Annotated in this window: 13 protein-coding genes; 6 read left to right on the top strand and 7 right to left on the bottom strand. The window is 68.4% G+C overall.

Annotation, left to right across the window (positions count from 1 at the left end; genetic code table 11):
• Window positions 1-14 precede the first annotated feature (14 nt).
• Together pks13 and C0J29_RS29610 are read left to right on the top strand one after the other, a co-directional pair.
• Window positions 15-5354: a polyketide synthase Pks13 gene (pks13, locus tag C0J29_RS29615; protein WP_120794393.1), complete on the top strand. Its 5340-nt coding sequence runs from the start codon at window positions 15-17 to the stop codon at window positions 5352-5354.
• Window positions 5354-6937, top strand: coding sequence for an acyl-CoA carboxylase subunit beta (locus C0J29_RS29610; protein ID WP_065048506.1), 1584 nt, complete (start codon window positions 5354-5356; stop codon window positions 6935-6937). The genes pks13 and C0J29_RS29610 overlap by 1 nt, the downstream gene beginning before the upstream one ends.
• 8 nt (window positions 6938-6945) lie before the next feature.
• Here C0J29_RS29610 and C0J29_RS29605 read toward each other — a convergent pair whose 3' ends face one another.
• The 4 genes from C0J29_RS29605 to C0J29_RS29590 all read right to left on the bottom strand — a co-directional run bounded on the left by C0J29_RS29605 (window position 6946) and on the right by C0J29_RS29590 (window position 10910).
• Window positions 6946-7380, bottom strand: coding sequence for an FHA domain-containing protein (locus C0J29_RS29605; protein ID WP_120794392.1), 435 nt, complete (start codon window positions 7378-7380; stop codon window positions 6946-6948).
• A gap of 224 nt (window positions 7381-7604) precedes the next feature.
• The gene (locus tag C0J29_RS29600) at window positions 7605-9377 is read right to left on the bottom strand and encodes an acyl-CoA dehydrogenase family protein (protein ID WP_120794391.1); all 1773 of its coding nucleotides are present in this window, start codon (window positions 9375-9377) and stop codon (window positions 7605-7607) included.
• A gap of 29 nt (window positions 9378-9406) precedes the next feature.
• Window positions 9407-9907: a hypothetical protein gene (locus tag C0J29_RS29595; RefSeq protein ID WP_120795044.1), complete on the bottom strand. Its 501-nt coding sequence runs from the start codon at window positions 9905-9907 to the stop codon at window positions 9407-9409.
• A gap of 130 nt (window positions 9908-10037) precedes the next feature.
• Window positions 10038-10910, bottom strand: coding sequence for an SGNH/GDSL hydrolase family protein (locus C0J29_RS29590; protein ID WP_120794390.1), 873 nt, complete (start codon window positions 10908-10910; stop codon window positions 10038-10040).
• A gap of 90 nt (window positions 10911-11000) precedes the next feature.
• Here C0J29_RS29590 and C0J29_RS29585 point away from each other — a divergent pair, with 90 nt between their 5' ends.
• Both C0J29_RS29585 and C0J29_RS29580 read left to right on the top strand, forming a co-directional pair.
• Complete coding sequence (locus C0J29_RS29585) at window positions 11001-12458, top strand: arylsulfotransferase family protein (protein WP_242460581.1); 1458 nt, start codon at window positions 11001-11003, stop codon at window positions 12456-12458.
• Window positions 12459-12479: 21 nt separating this feature from the next.
• On the top strand, window positions 12480-14294 hold the full coding sequence (locus tag C0J29_RS29580) for a serine/threonine-protein kinase PknD (protein WP_120794389.1): 1815 nt from the start codon (window positions 12480-12482) through the stop codon (window positions 14292-14294).
• 31 nt (window positions 14295-14325) lie between these two features.
• Here C0J29_RS29580 and embB read toward each other — a convergent pair whose 3' ends face one another.
• Together embB and C0J29_RS29570 are read right to left on the bottom strand one after the other, a co-directional pair.
• Window positions 14326-17544 carry an arabinosyltransferase EmbB gene (gene embB, locus C0J29_RS29575; protein ID WP_120794388.1) on the bottom strand — a complete coding sequence of 1073 codons (3219 nt, stop codon included), beginning with the start codon at window positions 17542-17544 and terminating at the stop codon, window positions 14326-14328.
• Window positions 17541-20819 (bottom strand): arabinosyltransferase domain-containing protein, encoded by a 3279-nt coding sequence (locus tag C0J29_RS29570; protein WP_120794387.1) that lies wholly within the window; start codon window positions 20817-20819, stop codon window positions 17541-17543. Before C0J29_RS29570 ends, embB begins: the two co-directional genes overlap by 4 nt.
• 181 nt (window positions 20820-21000) lie before the next feature.
• Between C0J29_RS29570 and C0J29_RS29565 the strand changes: the two genes are divergently transcribed.
• The gene (locus C0J29_RS29565) at window positions 21001-22125 is read left to right on the top strand and encodes a BTAD domain-containing putative transcriptional regulator (RefSeq protein ID WP_120794386.1); all 1125 of its coding nucleotides are present in this window, start codon (window positions 21001-21003) and stop codon (window positions 22123-22125) included.
• An 89-nt stretch (window positions 22126-22214) separates the two neighbouring features.
• On the opposite strand, the gene C0J29_RS29560 is transcribed toward C0J29_RS29565, so the two are convergent.
• Window positions 22215-23447 carry a DDE-type integrase/transposase/recombinase gene (locus tag C0J29_RS29560; protein ID WP_120791988.1) on the bottom strand — a complete coding sequence of 411 codons (1233 nt, stop codon included), beginning with the start codon at window positions 23445-23447 and terminating at the stop codon, window positions 22215-22217.
• 177 nt (window positions 23448-23624) lie between these two features.
• Between C0J29_RS29560 and C0J29_RS29550 the strand changes: the two genes are divergently transcribed.
• Window positions 23625-25091 (top strand): HNH endonuclease signature motif containing protein, encoded by a 1467-nt coding sequence (locus tag C0J29_RS29550; protein ID WP_120794385.1) that lies wholly within the window; start codon window positions 23625-23627, stop codon window positions 25089-25091.
• Window positions 25092-25106: the final 15 nt, after the last annotated feature.

Genomic DNA, 25106 nt, shown 5'->3' with positions numbered 1-25106 from the left:
GAACAAGGTAGCTGATGTCTGACATAAGCCAGGAGAACTCGCCCGCGAATAAGACCGACATGACGGTCCCCGAGATGCGCAAATGGCTGCGCGAGTGGGTCGGCAAGGCCGTCGGCAAGTCACCGGACTCGATCGACGAGTCGGTGCCGATGGTGGAGCTGGGTCTGGCTTCGCGCGACGCGGTCGCGATGGCCGCCGACATTGAGGACCTGACCGGTGTCACGCTGTCGGTCGCCGTGGCGTTCCAGCACCCGACCATCGAGTCGCTGGCCACCCGCATCATCGAGGGCGAGCCCGAATCGCCCGACGATGACGGCGCGGATGCGGTCGACTGGACCCGCACCGGCCCTGCCGAGCGCGTCGACATCGCGATCGTCGGCCTGTCCACGCGCCTGCCCGGCGACATGAACACCCCCGACGAGACGTGGGCGGCCCTGATGGAGGGCCGCGACGCCATCACCGACCTGCCCGAGGGCCGCTGGTCGGAATTCCTGGAGGAGCCGCGGCTGGCCGAGCGGGTCGCCAAGGCCCGCACCCGCGGCGGTTACCTGAAGGACCTCAAGGGCTTCGACTCCGAGTTCTTCGCGGTGGCCAAGACCGAGGCCGACAACATCGACCCGCAGCAGCGGATGGCGCTGGAGCTGACCTGGGAGGCCCTCGAGCACGCCCGCATCCCGGCGTCCAGCCTGCGCGGCGAGGCCGTCGGCGTGTACGTCGGCGTCACCAATAACGACTACGGCTTCCTGGCTATCTCCGACCCGACGGTGGCGCACCCCTACGCGATCACCGGCAACTCGGGCGCGGTGATCGCCAACCGGGTTTCCTACTTCTTCGACTTCCGCGGACCGTCCGTCATGGTCGACACCGCGTGCTCGAGTTCGCTGGTGGCGATGCACCAGGCCGTGCAGGCGCTGCGCAACGGCGAGGCCGACGTGGCGGTCGCGGGCGGTGTCAATGCGCTGGTCACGCCCGCGGTGACGCTCGGCTTCGACGAGATCGGCGCGGTGCTGGCACCGGACGGCCGGATCAAGTCGTTCTCCGCCGACGCCGACGGCTACACCCGTTCCGAGGGCGGCGGCATGCTGGTCCTCAAGCGGGTCGACGACGCCCGCCGCGACGGCGACCAGATCCTGGCCGTCATCGCCGGCAGCGCGATCAACCACGACGGCCGCTCGAACGGCCTGATCGCACCCAACCAGGACGCGCAGGCCGAGGTGCTGCGCCGGGCCTACAAGGACGCCGGGATCGACCCGCGCAACGTCGACTACATCGAGGCGCACGGCACCGGCACCATCCTGGGCGACCCGATCGAGGCCGAGGCCCTGGGCCGCGTCGTCGGCAAGGGACGCCCGGCCGACCGGCCGGCGCTGCTGGGCGCGGTCAAGACCAACATCGGCCACCTGGAGTCGGCCGCCGGTGCGGCCAGCATGGCCAAGGTCGTGCTGGCGCTGCAGCACGACAAGCTGCCGCCGTCGATCAACTTCGCCGGGCCCAGCCCCTACATCGACTTCGACGCCATGCGGTTGAAGGTCGTCGACCAGGCCACCGACTGGCCGCGCTACGGCGGCTACGCGCTGGCCGGGGTGTCGAGCTTCGGCTTCGGCGGCGCCAACGCGCACCTGGTGGTGCGTGAGGTCCTGCCCCGGGACGTCATCGAGCGCCAGGAAGAACCGGAAGCCTCGCCGCAGGCCGCTGTGGTGTCCGCCGGCGGCGACCTCACCGAAGGTGTCGGTCACTCGCTGCGGTTCGACGAGTACGGCGAGATCATCGACGACGACGCCCCAGCCGCCGCCGCCGAGGACGAGTACGAACTGCCCGGCGTCACCGAAGAGGCGTTGGCCCTCAAGGAAGCGGCACTGGAAGAGCTTGCCACACAAGAACTTCCGGCCCCCACCATCCCGCTGGTGATCTCGGCGTTCCTCACCTCGCGCAAGAAGGCCGCCGCCGCCGAACTCGCGGACTGGATGGAAAGCCCCGAGGGACAGGCGTCGTCGCTGGAGTCGATCGGCCGCTCGCTGTCGCGCCGCAACCACGGCCGCTCCCGCGCGGTGGTGCTGGCCCACGACCACGAAGAGGCCATCAAGGGCCTGCGCGCGATCGCCGAGGGCAAGCAGCGGCCCAACGTGTTCAGCACCGATGGCCCGGTGACCAACGGCCCGGTCTGGGTGCTCGCCGGTTTCGGTGCGCAGCACCGCAAGATGGGCAAGAGCCTGTACCTGCGCAACCCCGTGTTCGCCGAGTGGATCGAGAAGGTCGACGCGCTGGTTCAGGACGAACTGGGCTACTCGGTCCTCGAGTTGATCCTCGACGACTCGCAGGACTACGGCATCGAGACCACCCAGGTCACCATCTTCGCGATCCAGATCGCCCTCGGTGAGCTGCTCAAGCACCACGGCGCCAAGCCCGGCGCGGTCGTCGGGCAGTCGCTGGGTGAGGCCGCGTCGGCGTACTTCGCCGGTGGTCTGTCGCTGCGCGACGCGACCCGGACCATCTGCTCGCGCTCGCACCTGATGGGTGAGGGCGAGGCGATGCTGTTCGGCGAGTACATCCGGCTGATGGCGTTGGTGGAGTACTCCGCCGACGAGATCAAGACCGTGTTCTCCGACTTCCCGGACCTGGAAGTGTGCGTCTACGCCGCACCCACCCAGACCGTCATCGGCGGCCCGCCCGACCAGGTGGACGCGATCATCGCCCGCGCGGAATCCGAGGGCAAGTTCGCCCGCAAGTTCCAGACCAAGGGCGCCAGCCACACCCAGCAGATGGACCCGCTGCTCGGCGAACTCGCTGCCGAGTTGCAGGGCATCAAGGCGATGAGCCCGACCTGCGGGATCTACTCGACCGTGCACGAGGGCCGCTACATCAAGCCCGGCAGCGAGCCGATCCACGACGTCGACTATTGGAAGAAGGGGCTGCGACACAGCGTCTACTTCACCCACGGCATCCGCAACGCCGTGGACAGCGGGCACACCACCTTCCTGGAGCTCGCCCCCAACCCGGTGGCGCTGATGCAGGTCGGGCTGACGACGGCGTCCGCCGGACTCCATGACGCCCAGCTGATCCCGACGCTGGCCCGCAAGCAGGACGAGGTCGAGTCGATGATCTCGACCATGGCCCAGCTGTTCGTGCACGGCCACGACCTGGACGTCCGGACGCTGTTCACCCGGGCCGCGGGCCCCGATGATTACGCCAACATTCCGCCGACCCGGTTCAAGCGCAAAGAGCACTGGCTGGACGCGCATTTCGCCGGGGATGGCTCGATCCTGATGCCGGGCTCCCACGTTGCTCTGCCCGACGGTCGGCACGTGTGGGAGTACGCGCCCCGGGAAAAGACGCCCGATCTCGCGGCGCTGGTCAAAGCCGCCGCCGTGGCGGTGCTGCCGGACGCCAAGCTGACCGCCTCCGAGCAGCGCGCGGTGCCCGGTGAGGGCGCCCGGCTCGTGACGACGCTGACCCGGCACCCGGGCGGCGCGTCGGTGCAGGTGCACGCCCGCATCGAACAGTCCTTCACCCTGGTCTACGACGCGCTGGTCGCCCGCGGCGGCTCCGAGGCGGTGTTGCCGGTTGCGGTGGGCGCCGGCACCGCGATCGCGGCGGGGGAGTCCAGCACGCCGTCGGTGTCCGCGGTCGAGGAGGACGACGCCGAGACGCTGTCGGACAGCCTGACCAACCGCTACCTGCCGTCGGACGTCGGCCGGTGGTCTGCGGACTCCGGTGAGACCATCGCCGAGCGGCTGGGCACCATCGTGGCGGCGGCCATGGGTTACGAGCCCGAGGACCTGCCGTGGGAGGTGCCGCTGATCGAGCTCGGTCTGGACTCGCTGATGGCGGTGCGGATCAAGAACCGCGTCGAGTACGACTTCGACCTGCCGCCGATCCAGCTGACCGCGGTGCGCGACGCCAACCTGTACGCCGTGGAGAAACTGATCGAGTACGCGATCGAGCACCGCGACGAGGTCGAGCAGCTGCACGAGTACCAGAAGACGCAGACCGCCGAGGAGATCGCGCGGGCGCAGGCCGAGTTGCTCAGCGGCGCTTCGCCGGCCAGCGTGGTGGCGCCGGCGCCCGATCCCCAAGCGGAGCCGCAAACGCAAGCGGAGGTGGAACCGCAGGCCGCTGCCGAGCAGCCGGCGATGCCGCCGTCGGACGTGCAGATCCCGCCGCCGCCGACCGACCCGGCCGGCCCGGGCACCAACGGCGCCGCCGGCAACGGGGAGAAGCCCACGGCCGGCGCACTCAGCCAGGAGGCCGTCGCCAAGGCGCTCAACTCCGACGTCCCGCCCCGGGACGCCGCGGAACGCGTCGTCTTCGCGACCTGGGCGATCGTCACCGGCAAGTCCGCGGGCGGCATCTTCAACCCGCTGCCCAAGCTGGACGACGAGAAGGCAGCCAAGATGGCCGAGCGGCTCTCTGAGCGCGCCGAAGGCCCGATCACCGTCGAGGACGTGCAGAGCTCACAGACCATCGAGGAGTTGGCCGAGAAGGTGCGCAACTACCTCGAGGCCGGCGTGATCGACGGCTTCGTGCGCACGCTGCGGCCGCGGCAGGAGGGCAGTTCGCGGACGCCGGTGTTCGTCTTCCACCCGGCCGGTGGTTCGACGGTGGTCTACGAGCCGCTGCTCAAGCGGTTGCCGGCGGACGTGCCGATGTACGGTCTCGAACGAGTCGAGGGGTCGATCGAGGAGCGTGCCGCGCAGTACGTCCCGAAGCTGATCGAGATGCAGGGCGACGGGCCCTACATCCTGGCCGGCTGGTCGCTGGGCGGGGTGTTGGCCTACGCCTGCGCGATCGGGCTCAAGCGCCTGGGCAAGGACGTGCGCTGGGTCGGTCTGATCGACGCGGTGCGCGCGGGCGAGGAGATTCCGCAGACCAAGGAAGAGGTCCGCAAGCGCTGGGACCGCTACGCCAAGTTCGCCGAGAAGACGTTCAACGTCACCATCCCGGCGATCCCGTACGAGCAGCTCGAGGAGCTCGACGACGACGGCCAGGTGCGGTTCGTGCTGGACGCCGTCAGCCAGAGCGGCGTGCAGATCCCGGCCGGAATCATCGAGCACCAGCGCACGTCATACCTGGACAACCGGGCGATCGACACCGCCGAGATCCAGCCGTTCGATGGCCACGTCACGCTCTACATGGCCGATCGATACCATGACGACGCGATCATGTTCGAGCCGCGGTACGGCATCCGCAAGCCGGATGGCGGCTGGGGTGAGTACGTCGCCGACCTCGAGGTCGTGCCGATCGGTGGTGAGCACATCCAGGCCATCGACGAACCGATCATCGCCAAGGTGGGCGAACACATGAGCCGCGCGCTGGACAACATCGAAGCTGAACGCGCTAGTGAGGTAGGCAAGTAGTGACTGAAGTAGCTCCGGAGCCGGCTCCGATCGTCGTGCATTCCACCGCCGAGAAGCTGGCCGAGCTACGAGCTCGCCTGGAGCTGGCCAAGGAGCCGGGCGGCGAGAAGGCCGCCGCCAAGCGCGAGAAGAAGGGCATCCCGAGCGCGCGGGCCCGCGTGCACGCGCTGGTGGACCCGGGCACGTTCTTCGAAATCGGTGCGCTGTGCAAGACCCCCGGTGACCCGAACGCCCTCTACGGCGACGGGGTGGTGACCGGGCACGCAATGATCGACGGCCGCCCGGTCGGGGTGTTCTCGCACGACCAGACCGTCTTCCAGGGCACCGTCGGCGAGATGTTCGGCCGCAAGGTGGCCCGACTGATGGAGTGGTGCGCGATGGTCGGCTGCCCGATCATCGGTATCCAGGACTCCGGCGGCGCCCGCATCCAGGACGCCGTCACCTCGCTGGCGTGGTACGCCGAGCTGGGCCAACGGCACGAGGCGCTGTCGGGTGTGGTGCCGCAGATCTCGCTGATCTTCGGCAAGTGCGCCGGCGGAGCGGTGTATTCGCCGATTCAGGACGACCTGCTGGTCTCGGTGCGCGACCAGGGCTACTTCTTCGTCACCGGACCCGACGTGATCAGGGAGGTGACCGGGGAGGACGTCACCCTCGACGAGCTCGGCGGGTCCGACGCGCAGGCCCGCTACGGCAACATCCACCAGGTGGTGAACTCCGAGGCCGAGGCGTTTCAGTATGTGCGGGAGTTCCTGTCGTTCCTGCCGTCCAACTGTTTCACCAAGGCGCCGGTGATCAATCCCGGGCTGGAACCAGAGGTCACCCCGACCGATCTGGAGCTGGACTCGATCGTGCCGGACTCCGACAATGCGGCCTACGACATGCACGAGATCCTGCTGCGCATCTTCGACGACGGCGACTTCCTGGAGGTTGCCGCGCAGCACGGGCCGGCCATCATCACCGGGTACGCCCGGGTCGACGGGCGCCCGGTGGGCGTGATCGCCAACCAGCCCATGCACCTGTCCGGGGCTATCGACAACGAGGCCTCCGACAAGGCGGCGCGGTTCATCCGGTTCTGCGACTCGTTCCAGATCCCGCTGGTGTTCGTGGTGGACACCCCCGGCTTCCTGCCCGGCGCCGAGGAGGAGAAGCGGGGCATCATCAAGCGCGGCGGCCGGTTCCTGTACTCGGTCGTCGAGGCCGACGTGCCCAAGGTGACCATCACGATCCGCAAGTCTTACGGCGGCGCGTACGCGGTGATGGGCTCCCGGCAGCTGACCGCCGACTTCAACTTCGCCTGGCCCACCGCGCGCATCGCGGTGATCGGCGCCGAGGGTGCCGCGCAGTTGCTGATGAAGCGCTTCCCGGACCCCACCACGCCCGAGGCGCAGCAGATCAAGAAGGACTTCATCGAGGGCTACAACCTCAACATGGCGATCCCGTGGACGGCCGCCGAGCGTGGTTTCATCGACTCGGTGATCGACCCGCACCAGACCCGGTTGCTGCTGCGCAGGTCGATGCACCTGCTGCGGGACAAGCAGAACTGGTCCCGGCTGGCCCGCAAGCACGGCCTCATCCCGGTCTAGTCAGCGGGTTATCCGGCGACGAACACCAGGCGGAATTTGCCGATCTGGACCTCGTCGCCGTTGGCCAGCACCGCGGACTCGACCGATTCCCGGTTGACATAGGTGCTGTTGCGGCTGCCCAGATCCACGATCTGGAATTCGCCTGCGTCCCTTCGGAATTCCGCGTGCCTACGGCTGACCGTGATGTCGTCGAGGTAAATGTCGCTGAGCTGATGCCGGCCGGCGGAGGTGACCGGCTTGACCAGCCGGAACTGCGATCCGGTGTTGGGGCCACGCGTCACGACCAGCATGCCGGCGCCGGGGCTCAATGCCTCGACATCGTTGACTGTTATCAGATCGGCTACGGCGGCGGACGCGCCGTCGAGGTCGGCGCGCCAAGAGGCAGTGCTTTCCCTTGTGCTGGGGCGCGTGCCGCGCTGTGGGGCCGGAACCGTCGTGTTCATCGCCGTACCTCCATGTACGCCTCGGCAAACTCCGCTTCATCGGACCACCTGGGCGATGTGCCGCAATAGGGACGGAAGTCCCACGTCCGCGGGCAATTCGGCAACGACTCGCGCCGCGCATCCGCGCCGACTGTGAATCCGACGACGCGACGCGCCGCCGGAGCGTCGGGCCGTTCACCCTCGGCGACTCAGGCAGCCGGCTCGATCAGGGTGAGCCGCGGCCCTCACGGCCGCAGCGTCCCTTCGGCCAGTTCGTCGAAGCGATCCAGCGCCTCATCACCCTCGGCGTCAATGCCGCGCAGTGGCCCGCGATCGGCGAGGTGGCGCTGGGCGTACAGCCGCGCGACGAGGGCCTTGCGCTCGCCGCCACGCGTTTCCCGCTCCCAGGACGCCTGCTCGGTCAACAGCGCGCCGGCGTACACATCGCCCATGAACTGGGCGAGCGGAAACAGCCGCGCCTCGGCCACCGCCCCGTCCAGCTTCTCCCACGCGGTCACCGCCGCTTCCAGGTCGTCGATCCGGTCGGCCACCAGCGCAGTGGTCGCGTCGTCGTCGGAAACCGACACCGCGTCGCGCATGCGGTTCAGCAGCGGCTCATGGGCGCGGGCCTGCACGATGCCGCGTCGCACGTCCAGACACAGGATGTTGTCCGGCCCCTCCCAGATGGTGTTGACCTGGCCGTCGCGCAAAAGCCTTGCCACCGGCCATGTTTCGATGTAGCCATTGCCGCCGTGGATCTCGATCGCGTCGGATGCCGCGGTGATGCCGAGCCGGGCGACCTTGAGCTTGGTGACCGGCACCGCGATGCGTTGCCGGGTGCCGCGCGGCTGCCGGTGATTCACCGCTCCGGTGCTGTCGAACACCATCGCCTGGGCGGCTTCGACGTCGACGATCAGCTCCGCGAGCTTGCGTCGCATCAGCGGCTTGTCGATCAGCGCCCCGCCGAACGCACGTCGCTGCCGCGCGTAGCAGAGTGATTCGACTAGGGCGCGACGCGCGTTGGCCAGGCCGAACAGGGCGATGCCCAGGCGCGCCGCGTTGGTCAGCTCCATCATCCGGCCCAGCCCTTTGCCGTCGGACGGGCCCGACTCCCCGGACGGCTCGCCGGACAGCAGAAAAGCTTCCGCGTCGACGAATTCGACCTCTCCGGAGGCCACCGAGCGGGTGCCGAGTTTGTCCTTGAGGCGGCGCACCCGCACCCCGTTGCGGGAACCGTCCCGACGGGTGCGCAACACCAGGAAGTTGGCCACCCCGCGACTCGAGTCCGGGGCGCCCTCGGGCTTGGCCAGCACGACGAAGGCCTCCCCGGCGCAGTTCGACGCGAACCACTTGAAGCCGTTGAGCACCCACGCGTCGCCGGCCCGCCGCGCGGTGGTCTCCAGAGCGCCCAGATCCGACCCGCCCGTGCGTTCGGTCAGCAATTGCGCTGTCTCGCCGGCCCATTCGCCCGAGTCGAACTTGGCCAGCACATGATCGCGGACGTCGGCCGGTGCGTACGCGGCCACCAGCGACTGCACCATGCCGCCCCCGGTTCCCAGCGCGCAGCCCATCCCGATGTCGGCCTGGTTGAGCAGGTAGTTCGACGCGAACATCGACAGCGACGAGCGGAAACCCGCACCCCGGCACGCCTCCCGCAGGGCACCCTGGGCATCCAGCACCGCCCGCTTGGCGGCGGTGAACGACGGCGGCATCACCACCCGGCTGACGTCGTGACCCCAGCGGTCGTAGCGTTCCAGCCGCGGCGGGTTGCGGTCGGTCTCCTCGGCCCAGCGGGCGACCGGCCCACCCATCAGGTCGCCGATCCGGGTCAGCTGGGGTTCGACCACCGCCAACTCGTCGGGCTTGAGGTAGTACGCCATGGTGAACTGCAGCGTGGGATCCGTGCGGTACCAGTTGAGACCGACGGCGCCGGCGTAATCCTCGGTCCGGTAACGCTGCGACTTTTCCGGCGTCGAGAACGGCAGCCGATCTACGGCCTCGGCCTCGTAATCGGTCATTCCGCGACGGTATTACAGATTCGTGCTGTCTAGACGGGAGCCACGAACTCCGAGGAGTAGTACTCGGCCGGCGCCTGGTTGTGCGGGTTCGGCGTGGTGACCATGACCCAGACGCCGGTGGTGCCCTGCTGAATCGGAGCGGTGATGGTGATAGCCGCATGCCCCGCAGGGTCGGTGTCGACGCCGGCGTACGTGGTGCCCGGATCGCCGGGCCCGCACGTCGCCGACGTCGGACGCGGCACCTGAATCAGGCCCACGTCGTAGTGCATACCGGGCTGGTTCGAGATCACCAGGTCGATGTCCGCGCTGACGGTTGAACCCGACGGATGGACGAGGACCACGCCGCGCCCCAGCGCCACCCGCGGCGCCTGGACCGCGGTCTTGACGGCGCTGCCATCGCAGTTACGCAACGTGGAACTGATCGGCACCGGGCCGGTTGCGGCCGCCATGCCCGTTCCGAGGGTCGCCGTCGAAGCGGCCAATACCGTGAAAACTGAAGCAAAAGTCCCGAAGCCAGTCAGCGTGCGCATTTGCCCGTCCATTCCGCCCGTGCCGCCGTGTGAACTTTTCAGTTATTGACTACCGTTTGCGCAGTTAAACCTGCGTTCGCGTCAATTAACGGGCGGGCGGTAATGGCGTTGCGCGTGGTATTCGGGACGCTTACCGGTTCTCCGATAAGACCAGATAGTCGGTCAGCGCATTTCCCAGTGCGACCGCCCCCAAAGCGGTGGGGTGCAGGGGAACGTTGTTGCCTTCGGTGACGTAGCCCTCGACGTAGCGTTCGCCCGGTGGGGCGCACATGTCATGGCCCGCTGACAGCGACCGGGTGTCGTAGAACTCCACTCCCTTGTCCGCGGCGAGTTGTCGCTGCCGGTCATCGAGTTCGTCGACTTTGGCTTGAAGGTAATTGGCGTCGTTCGGCAGCAGCGGTTGGTCGGGAAAGCAGCCGCCGGGGCGGACGAAGATTCCGTAGCCGACCAGGATGATGCGTGCCCTGGGCGCATCGGCGCGCAATTGGTCGATCATCGCGGCCCATACCGGGACCTGCTCGCGGATGCTGCTGGAAATCCGGTCGACGTTGTTGACGACGAACGCCGCGGCGCACGGCTTTGGATTGGCCGCCTCGACCTGACAGGACTCGGCATCCCCTGCCAACCCGACGTCGTTGGCGCCGATCGTGATGGTGATCAGGTCCGTCGGCGGTCCGACCATGTCCAGCTGGCGGGGGATCAGCCCATGATCGGTCCGCTGTTCCCGGTTGACGACATCATCGGTCGTCGCTCCACTGCACGTGACGTCGTGGAACGCGGCGGCAGCCAGGCGACGCGCCAGCACGGCCGGATAGTTGTTGGTGGACTTGTGGCATCCGCGCGGCGCGGCCAACTCCGGGACACCTGGCGCGGCGGCAAAGGAGTCGCCCATTGCGACGTAGTTCGACCGGGCAGCCGAGCCCGGGCCGCCCGGCGGCGTCGCCGCGCAACCGGCGGACGCAACGCACACCAGCACGGTGATGCCAATGCGCTTCGCCCACATGCCTTCCAGTGTTTCATCCCGGTTCGTGGCGGTGCCTGATCTAATAGCCCCGGCAGCAGGCCGCAGAAGCGAAGACTTCGAAGGAGATTGATGGCCGGCGGGATCTCACGGCGTCAATTCGGTGTCATGACGGGAGTCGCGCTGACCGCCGCGGCGGCGGCCTGCGGCACGCGGGACAGCAAACCCGCTGCGCCACCGAGCACGTCGGCCCCCTCGTCGGGTTATTCCGTCAAGGTCAACAATCCGCGGGGTGCCCCCGGCTACGTCTTCTACGTCTCGGGCACCACGGCAGCCAACCCGGCCGGCGGGACGCCGAAGGCATCGGTCCTGGTCATCGCCGATAAGGCCGGACGGGTGGTGTGGCAGCGCGAGCTCCCGGCCGGCCAGACCGCCGGCAACCTGCGCGTCCAGACCTACCGGGGCAAACCGGTGCTCACCTGGTGGCAGGGCCTCAAACAGGGCGGCCACGGACTCGGCCTCAGCTATATCGCCGACGAGCGCTACAACGTGATCGACACCGTCACCCCGGGCGGGGAGCTGTCCTCGGACATCCACGAATTCCGGCTCACCCCCGACGGGCACGCCCTGGTCACCTCCTACCAGGAAGTCGTCACCGACCTCAGCGCCGTCGGCGGCCCCAAGGACGGCCGGATCTACAACTGCATCGCCTCGGTGGTCGACGTCGAACGGCACCAGACGCTGTTTCAGTGGGACGCGCTTGCGCATGTGCCGGTCAGCGACTCGCCGGCGAAGTACAGCGCCGGCCAGGTTCTCGATCCCTACCACATGAATTCGATCGCACTCGATCCCGCGGGCAACCTGCTGATCAGCCTGCGCGCGCTGTCCACGGTCTTCAATGTCGACCCGCGCACCGGCGCGATCAACTGGCGCCTGGGCGGCAAGCAGTCCACCTTCGCCCTCGGCGACGGCGTCGAATTCGCCTACCAGCACGACGCCGAGATGCCCGACGCCAACACGATCACGTTGTTCGACAACCATTTCGAGGGCAACGCCGGCCAGACCGGCGGCGGGTCGGTGCCGAGCAGCCTGAAGTGGATCCGCCTGGACCCCGCCGCGCGCACCGCCACGCTGCTGCGCGCGCAGCCCCACCCGGACAAACTGAGCAGCGGCGCCATGGGCAACCTGCAGCAACTACCCGGCGGCGGCACCTTCTCCGGCTGGGGGACCGCCGGTCACATCGCCGAGTTCGCGGCCGACGGCACGATGCTCTACGACGTCGCCCTGGCCGGCGGGACCTACCGCGCCTACCTGGACGAGTGGAGCGGCACTCCCGTCGAACCCCCGAAGATGGTCTTCGCCGGCGACGTTGTGCACGCCGTATGGAACGGCGCCACGGCGGTGCGCAGCTGGCGCCTGCGGCACGGTCCGCAAAGCACCGCGATGACGGTGTTGGCCACCGCCGAGTGGGCCGGATACGACACCGCATTGCCGCTGAACGGGGGCACCGACGGCTACTACCAGCTGCAGGCCCTGGACTCGTCCGGCAACGTCGTAGGAGAGACGCCGCCACTACCCCACGCAGGCTAAATCTGGGCTTATGGTGATCCGGTGCAGGGGACCCCCTTCGGGCGCTACCGGTTGCAGAACATGATGGGCCAGGGCGGCATGGGCGAGGTCTGGCGCGCCTACGACACGGCCACCAACCGGACAGTGGCGATCAAACTCCTGCCGCCGCAGCTGGCCACCGACCAGACCTTCGTGCAACGGTTCCGGCGCGAAGCCGAGGCGGCCGCGCAGCTCAACAACCCGCACATCATTCCGATCCACAACTACGGCGAAATCGACGGCCGCCTCTATGTAGACATGCGGCTCGTGGAGGGCCGCGACTTGGAAGAGAAGCTGGCCAACGGACCGCTGCCGCCGCACCGGGCGGTGCACATCATCGAGCAGGTGGCCCAGGCGCTGCGCGCCGCGCACAAGGTCGGTCTGGTGCACCGCGACGTCAAGCCGTCCAACATCCTGCTGGACGAGGACGACTTCGCGTACCTGATCGACTTCGGCATCGCCCGCGGCGCCGACGACGCCGGCCTGACCGGTTCCCGGGAGATGATCGGCAGCTGGCATTACATGGCGCCGGAACGGTTGATGGCGCAGGACGCCGACGCCCGCGCCGACATCTACGCGCTGACCTGTGTGCTGTACGAGTGCCTGACCGGCAACCGGCCGTTCCCCGGCGACTCACTGGAAAGCCAGGTGACCGCGCACCTGACGTTGCCACCGCCCCGCCCGTCGAGCACCCGGCCCGACCTGCCGCCGGACTTCGACGCGGTGATCGCCAAGGGCATGGCCAAAGAACCCGCCGAGCGGTATCAGACGGTCACCGAGCTTGCTGCCGCCGCGCAGGGAGCACCCGCAGACGCCGACGCCGAGGCCGTTGCCAGCAGCGCCGAGACGATGGCCGCTGACGCTGCCGCAGCCACCAAGCTCAGCGAGGCGGCCACACCGCCGCTGCTTGCCCGGCTGAGCCCACGGGCCCGCGTCGCGCTCGGCGCCGTCCTGGTCACCCTCGTCGCGGCCGTCGTCGTCACCACCACCGTCCTTGTCCACCGCGCCGGTGGCCCGCCGGCCCAGTCGTCGGTTGCGAAGCCGTCGCCGCCGCCGTCGCCGTCGCCGACCGAAGTAGCGTTGCCGTTCGCCGGCCTCAGCGGTCCGCTCGGCGTCGCTGTGGACGGCGCCGGCAACGTCTACGTCGCCGACAACGGCAACAACCGGGTGGTGAAGCTGGATGCGGCGACCAGGGACCAGAGCGTGCTGCCGTTCAGCGACCTTCGGTACGCCGTCGGGGTTGCGGTGGACGGGAGCGGCACCGTCTACGTCACCGACTCCTACAACGAGCGGGTGACGAAGCTCGCGGCCGGTGCCGCGAACCAGACAGTGTTGAAGCTCGAGCGCAACGGCCCCCATGGGGTGGCGGTGGACGGCGCCGGCAACCTCTACCTGGCGGACTGGATCAAAGACCGGGTGTTGAAGGTGGCGGCCGGGACCGGGGCCCAGACGGCGTTACCGATGACCGGCCTGGACGGGCCCGAAGGGGTGGCGGTGGACGGGTCCGGCAACGTCTACGTCGCCGACCTGGGCGACGGTCAGGTGACGAAGCTGACCGCCGAGACCGGTGTGCAGACCACGGTGCCGTTCTTCGGCCTGGTCAAGCCGTGGGGGGTGGCGGTGGATGGTGCCGGGAACGTGTACGTCAGCGATGCGGGCACCGGCCGGGTGGTGCGGCTGGCCGCGGAGACCGGCTCGCAGTCGGTGCTGCCGTTTCCCCAGCTCGACGGCCCACACGGGGTGGCGGTCGATGGCGCCGGAAACCTGTATGTCGCCGAGAGCGGCAAGAACCGGGTGCTGAAGCTGCCGAAGTCGTGACCCGCGAGGTGGCTGCGTCGCCAGGCTCAAGTTAAGGCTTGATCCGGATCTGACCCGGCGACCACAACCCGCTGCGCGTCGCCTCACCCAGGTCCAGCCGTGCCGGCGGCGCGTCGACCAGCGTGTCGAACTTGCGCAGCGACCCCCAGTCGCGGGCCCAGTCGCGCGACAGGTAGGTCGCCATGACGTGGGCGCGCAGCAGCAGGTCGGTGATGCCGAGCAGCCCGCCGTTGACGCCGTCCTCCCAGGTGTCGGTGTCCAGCTTTTTGGCGTTGTAGTCCGGGGTGATGCGGAACCGCGGAATCTCGGTGACGCCGTTGGTGTGCAGCATCGGCTGCTGACACGGGAACGCCAGCCCCACCGCCCAGTCCAGCAGCACCGGCTGCGTCGAGCCGACATAATCCTGCAGCGACCGCAGTTCCGGCACCCGCGGCGGGGTCACCGCAATCCAGTCCTCCGGCGTCAGCGACAGGTCCTCGGCGACCACCCGCACGGCGACGGCGTCGGCGGGCATTTTGTCGCGGGCGAACCGCAGGTTGCGCCAGGCCTTGGGCTGCTCGCCGTACAGGTCGTCGGGCACCATCCGGCCCGCGGGCACCAGCGCGCCGGGCCCGGGCCGGGCGTATTCCAGCACCACGGTCTGGCCGGAGGTGTAGTGGTGCAGGACGCTGTTGCCGGCGATCTTGCCCGCGGCGGTGATGACCACCAGGGGGTGGCCGTCATCGGGCTTGGGCAGCTGATACCAGGCCGACGCGAGTCGGCTCTGCTGCTGGGCGCCCGTCGTGTAGGTACCCGCGAGCGGCACCCGCCCGGGGTCCAGCTGGTAGGGCAGCGGCACCGTCGAACCGTTGATGCCGGGCGTCTTCAGCTTGGTGGGAGCGTCCCAGTCGTAGTCGGTTCCGGGCTGGTTCGGCTTCATCACCATGGCCTCGGCGACGGTGTGCTCGGGCACCCCATTGGGCGAGAAGCCGACTGGGTCGCTGCCGCCCAGCGGACCCAGCGGACCGTAGTTACCGGGGAGCGGCGTCATGAAGCCGGCGTTGGTGTCCGGCTCGACGAGCACGTCGTCGGCCAGTCCGCAGCCCCCGGCGAATGCCCGCAGGTTGGACCACCCGTTGGAGTATGTCGGGTACTGCCGCACGATCCCGATCCCCATCGACGCCACGAACACCAGGGCCATGAAGCCGGCCGCCAGGGACACCGGGGCGGTGGTCAGCCACCGCGCCACCCGGCCCTCGCCGCTGCCGCGGGGCGCGAAGTGCAGCCAGGCCGCATACACAGCCGCAATCGCGAACAACGCGAAAAAGATTGTGCTGACCGAGATTCCGCTGAGCTTGGGCATGGTGGAGTTGAACGGCACACCGTAGCTGGACACGTACCACCAGCCGTTGGTGGTGGCGAAACACAACGCCAGCAGGAAGAACACCGCGGCCAGGAACGCCATTCGGTTACGCGACCAGCGCAACACCGATGGCGACACCAGCACCGTCGTCAACGCCGCCATCGCCGCGCCCACCGCAGCGAACAAACCGAAGTGGTGCACCCACTTGGTCGGGGTGAACATCAGGAAGAACATGGTGCCGAAGATGACGCCCATCAGCCGCCACGCCGGACCCCGTGCGACCCCCGGCACCCGCTTGCGCCGCAGCATGATGAACACCGCGGTGAACAGGCACAGAGCCGTGATCAGGAAGCCGAACCGGCGCGACAGCGAGCCGTCGACGGTCGGCAGGATCAGGTAGTAGTAGCGCAGGTTCTCGGTGTACCAGGCCTGACTGGGCCCGATCTTGCTGCGGACCCGGGTGGCTTCCAGCACCGTCGACAGGGTCTGGTCGGCAAACACCACGGTGAGGATGACGGTGCCAGCGGCCAGCATCGGCGACAGCAGGGGCAGCGTGCCGACCATCCGGCGGCGCTTCACCAGAATCCGCAGGATCGGGCGGCCACCGGCGACCAGCGCGGCCACTGCGATCAGGCCCGTCGGCTGCACACCGAGGGTGAACGCCGCGGTGATGATCGCCAGCGCCGCCGGCGTCAGGCGGCTGTATCGCATCGAACGCTCGATCAGCACATAGGTGACCAGCGACCCCAGCGCGATGATCCCCTCGGGCCGCAGCCCGTTGTTGAACGGCATCCACGCGGTGAGCAGCACCATCGCCGCCGCCCAGTTGGCGGGTTTGCTGGCGGCCACCGCAGGGCCGAGTCGAGGCAACACCTCGCGGGACAGCAGCAGCCAGCAGATCAATCCGGCGACCAGGTCCGGCAACCGCATCCAGATGCTGGCGTCGCTGACGTGGGTCATCAGCGCCAGTAGGTTGTAGTACCAGCCGAACGGGTCTTCAGGGCTGCCGAACCAGCGGAAATAGTTGGACATGTAGCCGGCGCGGTCGGCGACGCGCGCCATGCCCAGGATGTAGCCGTCGTCGGAGGAGTTGGCGCCCATCACATGCCACAGCAGGAAGGCGAAGATCACCACGCCGTCGAGCAACGTGAACGTGCGCCAGTTTGCTGGGATCCAGCGCCGCATCCGGTGGCCGTCCAGCTGGTCGAGTCGCCACAGCGCGATCAACGCGACGATGGTGGCCACGATCGCGCCGACCATGGCGAGCAGCTTCAGCGTGGTCGGGGTGCTGGAGAACCGGGTGTCGATCGTTGCCGACAGGCTCAGCTGCGGCGGCGCCGGGCCGGTCAGATCGGTGAAGACACCGACGATCTGCGGACGCAGGTTCGGGTCCGGGAAGCCGCTGCGCAGCGGCGCTCCGCGCGGGTCTTTCAGCCCGATGAACTCGGCGAACGTCCCGGCGTGGGTCGAGCTGATGTCGATGCGCTCGCACTGCGGGGACCGCATCAGGTCGCGCGGCACCGACAGGATCACGACGTTGCGGTCGGTGACGTCGACGCGCTGTGCACTCACCACGACGAACAGGGCGTTGAGGTTGGCGTCCTTACCCTGCTTGGGCGCGGTGCCCAGGATGACGCCGCCGCTGGCCGGCATGTCGCGTTCGATGCTGCACGGCACCGACGCCTTGAAGTCGACCGGCGTCAGCGAGATCAGCGGCGAGGTCACGCTGTTCAGCTGGCCGTTCTGCGGCCAGTTGAGCATCGCGGTGGTCTGCACGACCGGCAGCAACGGCGTGGCGACCGACAGCACGAACCCGATCAACCCGGCGATCGTCGCCACCCACCGGGTCAGCCGGACGTCGCGGCCGGTCTCCGGGGCGGCCTGCTGGGGGAAGGTCGTGACGCTCATGGCAGAGCCCTAATCGGTCCTTGCCGGCTCCAGCCGGGCACTGTGGTCACGCCTTGCTGGACGGTGGCTTCGGGGGCCTGGTCGGCGGGAATCAGCCGGTGATACTGCTCCACCGAACCCCAGTCGCGGTACCAGTCGCCGCTCAGGTAGGTCGAGATGGTCGACGTCCACAACAGCGCCTGGGTGAACATGAACGGGCCGCCGGTGGACGCGGCCTGCCACAAGTTCGACGACACAGCGGTCTGCTTGTGGTCCGGCAGGATGCGGTAGCCCGGGAGTTCCGCGATACCGAGATGCTCGGAGAACGGCCGCTGGCAGGGGAAGTTGGCCGCCGTCGCGATGTCCATCAGCACCGGGGTCTGCGACCCGATGAGCCGCTGCAACGACTCCAGTTCCGGCACCCGCGGCGGGGTGAAGGCGAACCACTGCTCGGAGCTCAGGTTCGGGTCGTAGGCGACGATGCGGGCCACGTTGGCTTCCGGCGGAGCCCAGGCGAACGGGAACCGCAGGTTGCGCCAGGCCGGCTGGGGCCCCAGGTCGATCGGGAACACCTCACCCAGCGGGTGGGTGTTGCCGTCGGGTTTGGTCACGCCCCACTGCAGCTTGAGCGACTGCCCGTACATGAAGTCGCCGTCCTCTTTGTAGGACCAGATGGCGCCGGCGGCCGAGACCACCACCAGGGGCCGGTCCGGCCGGCGGGCGGGCAGCTGGTACCAGGCGGAGGTGGCCCGCGCGGCGAGGTTGTTCTCGCCGTAACTGCCCATCACCGGAGTGCGCGCCGGGTCCAATCCGAAGGGCAGCGCCGCGTGGGAGCCGTTGACGCCGACCGGGCCCTTGCCGCCGGCAGTGCCGGCGGAGTCGGTGATGGCGGCATTGGGTTTGTTGGGGGAGGCGTCGGAATTGACGACGCCGGGCTTGCTCACCACCGGGTCGGACTTCAGGTCCTCGCCGACGCCTTCAGGCTTGAAGCCCACCGGGTTGACGCCGCCGAGCGGGCCGTCGGGGCCGAACTCCTGGCCCGGGATCGGTTGCAGCATCCCGGCATTGGAGTCGGGCTCGGCGAGCACGTCGTCGGCCATCGCGCAGCTGTCCGGCGACGTGATGGCCGCCAGGTTGGCCTTGGCGGTGGTGTAGAGCGGATAGCGGGACGCCGCGCCCTTGGCCAGCGAGCCGACTTCGCCCGCCACCATGATCACCGCCACCACCAGCAGCGGCGTCGACGCCAGCACGCGGTTACGCCGGTTGTTCTTCACCTCGGTGTGCCCGGCGTAGTCCATCCGGAAGTGGTACCAAGCGCCGAGCAACCCGGTGAGGATCGACAGCGTCAGGAACATCGATGTCACCGGGTGGCTGGCGATGACGGGCTGGATGTCGTACCACGGGACGCCGTAGTTGCCGACGTAGAACCAGCCGTTGATGCCCGAGGTCGCCCACGCCAGCACGAACAGCAGGGCGGTGACGTAGAGCGCCAGGTTGCGCCGGCTGTGCAGGCCGATGCGCGCGACGGTGAAGGCGGTGAGCCCACCCAGCGCCCCGGCCAGCCCGGCGAAGGCACCGAACTGAATAGCCCACTTGGTGGGTGTGCCGTGCAACAGCAGCAGACCGATCGCGGCGGTGCCGACCAGCCGCCACGCTGGACCAGTGGCCACCCCGGTCACCCGGCCGCGGCGCAGCAGGACGAACAGCATCCCGAACATGCACAGCAGCAGCACCAACACGGCGAACCGGCGCGACATCGAGCCGTCGGCGTTGCTCTCCACGGTGAGGAAGTAGTAGCGCAGGAAGTCCTGGTACCAGGCGATCGTCGGCCCGACGGTGTACTTGATGCGCGCCGACTCGGCCGCGGTGGCCAGCGTCTGACTGTGGAACACCACGACGGTGATCAGCGACAACGACGCCGCCAGGGTGATCATCGGTGCGAGCCGGCCATCGGTGGCGCGTCGGCGCCGGATCGTCTGGGCGATGGCGCGGGCGCCGGTCAACAGGGGCGCCACCGCGATCAATCCCTGCGGTGCCAGTGTCACGGTCAGCATCGCCACGATGATCGCGATGGCGGCGGGGGCCAATCGGCCCAGCGCAATGGAGCGCTCCACCAGAAGCCAGGTGAGGATGACGCCCAGCGCGATCAACGGTTCGGGCCGCAGGCCGTTGTTGAACGGTATCCACGCCGCGACGAACACCGCGCCCGCCGTCCACACCGCCACCCGGTTGGCGCCCAGCCCGCCGCGTGCCGGACCCAGCCGGCGCAGCACGAAATGGCTGATCAGCAGCCAGCATGCGATGGCGGCCAGCGTGGCGGGCAGCCGCATCCATACCCCTGCAGTGCTGACGGACGCCATTCGGGACAGCACCCCGAAGTACCAGTCGAACGGTGCGTCCGTGGTCCCGAAGTAGCGGTAGTAGTCGACGTTGTATCCGGCCTGGGGCGCGACCCGGGCGATGGTCAGGTTGTAACCGTCATCCGACGACGTCGCACCGATGATGTGCCAGAGCAGCAGGGTGCCGATCACCACGACGTCCGCGAGCCAGGCGGCCAGGCCGGCCTTGATCCTCGGTAGCCGGGGCCGCCACGTGTTCAGGGTCTCGCCACGACTCAGACGGTCCAGCGCCGCGAGGGCCACGATGGCGCCCAGGACCGCGAGTGCTCCCAGCACCATCGCCAGCGTCTTGAGGGCGGTGGGCCGCAGGATGAACCGGGTGTCGACGTCGACTCTGGCGGACAGCCCCGGCTGAGCTTGCACCTTCAAATCCGTGAAGATCCCGCCGACCTGCGGTTTCTTCTCAGGGTCGAGCCGGCCTGCGGCGCCCGGGATCCCGACGAAGTCCGCGCCCGCGCCACCGGCGTCGGCCCAGACGTGCAGCACGTTGCACCCGCCGGCCGCGATCTGGGCCCGGGGGGCCACGGCGGCCACCGTGTCGCGGAAGGCCACGACGACGGAGTCCTTGTTCGCGCGGACAAACAGACCATGCTTGCCGGTCTGAAAGCCGTCGGTCGGCAGCGTCGAGACCACCAAACCGCCGGCCGCGGGCAAGGTGGCGATCGCCGAGCAGGGAATGGAGATGTCGAGGTCGCGCGGGGCACCCGACACCAACGGCGCCGTGATCTGGCTGATGTTGCCGTCCGGGGTGTTGCCCTGCGGCCACAGGATGGCCGCCGTGGTCTGTTGCACCGGAAGCAGCGGAACCAGCAGGCACAGAACCAGACCGGCGATGCCGGAGACGACGGCTACTAACCGGGCGATCCGGTGGGACCGCTCATTACCGTCGGGGGACACGAGGCTCGATCGTAGGCGACGTCACTGAGTCCGTTTTGGACGCGGGGCCGCGCTGCAGCTTCCGGGCTCGCAGTGCGCGGGCACTGATTCGGTGGGCCTTTGTCTATTGCGCGCCCTCAGAGGTCACAATTAGAGCCAGAGAAATGGCCAGAACCACAATGACCGGAGGGCTTGCAGCGCGATGACGAACTCGGCTCTCGGGTTTGGCGTTCTAGGGCCGCTGCAACTGTTGGTGCACGGCGACCCGGTGTCCGTCGGTGCCGCCAAGCAGCGGGCTGTGTTGGCGGTGCTGTTGATCGACCGTAACCGGCCGGTGTCGGTCGACTCGATGATCGACGCGGTGTGGGCCGGCTCCCCGGTGCCGGCGGCACGCACCAGCATCCAGTCCCACATCTCCAACCTGCGCCGGCTGCTGCGCGACGGGGGCGTCGACCCGGTGCGGGTGCTGGCCAGCGCGCCGCCGGGTTACCAGCTGAATGTGGCCGACACCGACTATGACCTGGGTCGCTTTGCCGCCGGGAAGGCGGCCGGCGTTGAGGCGGCCGCCGCCGGCCGGTTCGAGGAGGCCAGCAGTCACCTGTCCATGGCCCTGGCCGAATGGCGCGGCCCAGTGCTTGACGACCTGCGCGACTTCGACTTCGTCGCCCCGTTCGCCGCCAAGGCCCTCGAAGACAAGGTGGCCGCGCACAGTGCGCGCGCAGAGGCCGAAATCGCCTGCGGGCGTGCCGACGGGGTGATCGGGGAGCTGGAGGCGCTCGCTGCCGAGCACCCCTATCGCGAGCCCCTGTGGGCGCAGCTCATCACGGCCTATTACGTCACCGAGCGGCAGTCCGACGCGCTGGGCGCCTACCGGCAGCTGAAGACGGCGCTGGCCGAGGGGCTGGGGATCGATCCCGGACCGACGGTCAGCACCCTGCACGAGCGAATCCTGCGCCAGGAGCCGATCGTCACCAAGCAGGCCGTCAAGAGCACCCGCAAGCGCAGCCGGATCGACACCAGGACCACGCTGTCGACGTCGGTCGTGGCGACACTATGCGACCGCTTCGGGCGCCGCTATCAGCTCAACAGTGCGACCACCCGGATCGGGCGGTTGGCCGACAACGACATCGTGCTCGACGACAACGACGTCAGTCGCCACCACGCCGTGATCGCTGACACGGGAACGGGTTTCGTAGTTACCGATCTGCGCTCAACGAACGGTGTCGAGGTGCGGGGTGAATTGATCCGGGGGAGCGCCACTCTGGCGCATGGCGACAGCGTATGCATCGGAGGATGCGAGTTCGTCTTTGAGATCCGGCCTGCCTGAGTTGGTGTGGCGCCGGTCTGTCGGCCGCGGTTATCGACCGCTACTTGACCTCTTGACACGATCGAGCCTTGTCGGCAAGTTGCCTCATGTCAAGATGCGCGCGAAGGGTTGTTGGTTGCCTCACGTGAACGTGCGCGCTTGGTGAGTGGAGTCGGGACGCCGGCTGGGGCTTTGCTGGTGGTCAGGGTGAAGAGTTGGTTGGTCAACGCCTGGATCTGGCGTTGGGTGGCGGCTGGGTTGATCAGTGAGTAGGTCCGCTTGAGCGCCACGATGCGGTCCAGGGTCATACTCGGGTGGTCGGTCGCCCGGTGAAACGGGGTGGTGGCCGTGTCGTGTTTTCTGGATACCTTGGCGCCTTTGCGGACTTTGGATACCAATTTCTGCTGGGGGTGGAAGTAGTTGGTCAGCTGTGACTGCAGTCGCCAGATCTCGTTGAGTAGCAAGAGTTCTGACGCTGTGTCGTAGCGGTAGTAGCCGACCACGGTGCGGACCACCACCCAGTTCTTCTGCTCGACGTGGCAGCCGTCGTTCTTGTTGCCCGGCCGTGACCGGGTGAAGGTGATTCGCCGGTCTTGGCACCATGCCAAGAGGTCGTCGTTGATGAATTCCGATCCGTTATCGCAGTCCACGCCGAGGATCGGGAACGGCATCGCGGCGGCGATCTGATTGAGGGCGGCCAGGATGTGTTTGGCCGTCCTGTCCGGTAGCGAGCGGCTTTCGGTCCAGCCGGTGGCGATATCGGTGACCGTCAACGTGAACGCATGGCCTCCACCCCGATTGCCGCCGTCATGGAAGACCGTGTCGATCTCGACGAAGCCGGGCACAGCGTCATCCCATTGGGCCCAGGTGCGCACCGGGATCTGACTTCGGATCAGCGACCCCGGCTTGGTGCCCACGCGTCCTTTGATCTTGTATCTGGCCCGTTCATCGGCCAGGCGGCGATCGATGGTGGCCGCCGACATCGATACCAGCAGTGCCGCCGTCTCGTCACTGATGACCAGCTCCCGGAAGTGGCGCAGCACGGCTACCAGCTCGGTGAGCATGGGTGCGAGCCGTTTGCCGGCGGGCATGCCCAGCACCGTCCAGCAGATCGTCAGCGCAGCAATGACATCCTCGCCGTATTTCACGGGCCGCGGACTTCGTGCAGACATGATCCTGGGGGCCAGCGCGGCTTTCAGTGCCTTGCGGGCATGGCTGCGATGCCAGCCCGTGTTGGCGCACAACTCGTCAAGAATCCGGGTCTTACCGCGCTTACCGGCCTGCTGATAACGAGTCGCCGCTGATTGGGTCACCGCCCTGCGCTCTGCCAATGTCAACCCCATCAACCGGGCCTACCGAACTCATTGCTGACCCGACCAGGCAGGCGCGCCGTCCACGCGCGCATTCTCGATGAGGCAACGAATCACCCTTTCGCGCGCATTTCTGACGAGTCAACGCGGTCGGGGGTAGCGGCTATAATCGAATGTATGTTCGATAGGCTGCCGTTCCTCGCACCCGGGATGGAAGGGTATGACGGCTACCTGGAGGTGGTGGCCCACCGCAGGGCACTTCTAGAAAAGACCGAAGACTCGGTGGGCTGGATGACGCGGATCGGTGCGGCGGCGCGGGTGGTCAATCAGGCCCAGGCCGCGGAGTTGGTGGGGATCGGGCAGTTGTTCTCCCACCGCTCGGTGGCGGGCTCTGAGACGGGTCAGTGGGCGATCGACACGTTCAAGGCGGTGGCCGGGGAGGTGGCCGCGGGGCTGAAGATCAGCCAGGGCCGCGCGGAGACCAAGCTGCATTATGCCCGGGCGATGCGCGAGCGCCTGCCGCAGGTCGCGGCGGTGTTGTGTGCCGGGGATATTGACCTGGAGGCGTTCGCGACGATCGTGTTCCGCACCGATCTGATCGAGGACCCCCAGGTGCTGGCGTCGGTGGACGACACGATCGCCGCGCGGGTGACACGGTGGCCCTCGTTGAGCCGGGGGCGGCTGTCGCAGAAGATCGACCAGATCGTCGCCAACGCCGACGCCGATGCCGTCCGGCGGCGCACAGAGGCCCAGGCTGATCGGGAGGTGTGGATCAGCCAGGAGCTCAACGGGTTGTGCCAGGTGGAGGGACGCCTGCGCAGCACCGATGCCAAAGCCCTCGATGCGCGGATCTCGGCGTTGGCGGCCACGGTCTGCCCCCACGATCCGCGCACGGTGGCTCAGCGCCGCGCTGATGCCATGGGGGCGCTGGCCGCCGATGCCACCCGGCTGGCCTGCGAGTGCGGGCGTCCCGATTGCACCGCCGCCGGGCGTAAGCCCGCCTCGCCGGTGGTGATTCATGTGGTCGCCGAACAGGCCACCCTCAATGGCCACAGCGACAGCCCCGGGTGTGTGCTGGGCGCCGAAGACCTGATCACCCCCGAACTGTTGGCCGAGTTGGCGCTGACCGCCCGCCAGGTGCCGTTGATCCACCCCGGCTACGCCGCCCCCGAACCGCACTACCACCCCTCCCAAGCGCTCGCCGATTTCGTGCGGGCCCGGGATCTGACCTGCCGCTGGCCCGGCTGTGATGTGCCGGCCACCGCCTGCGACTGTGACCACACCATCCCCTACGCCTCCGGTGGGCCCACTCACGCGGGCAACCTCAAGTGCTACTGCCGTACGCATCATTTGATGAAGACGTTTTGGGGCTGGACCGAGAAACAACTCGCCGACGGCACCTTGATCCTGACCTCCCCGGGTGGGGACACCCACGTCACCACTCCCGGTTCCGCGTTGCTGTTTCCCAGCCTGTGCCATGCGGTGGGTGGGATGCCCGCCCCCGAAGCCCAAACCCCACCGGCGGATTACTGCGCCGAACGCACCGCGATGATGCCCACCCGCCGGCGCACCCGCGCCCAGGCCCGCGCCGCCCGGGTGACCGCCGAACGCCGCGCCAACCACCAAGCGCGCATCAACGCTACCGGCCCACCCGACGACGAACCCCCACCTTTTTAGCTGGGTCTCCGCCCA

Source organism: Mycobacterium paragordonae (assembly GCF_003614435.1).
Classification (GTDB): Bacteria; Actinomycetota; Actinomycetes; order Mycobacteriales; family Mycobacteriaceae; genus Mycobacterium; species Mycobacterium paragordonae.
This window is presented reverse-complemented; position numbering and strand designations above follow the sequence as displayed.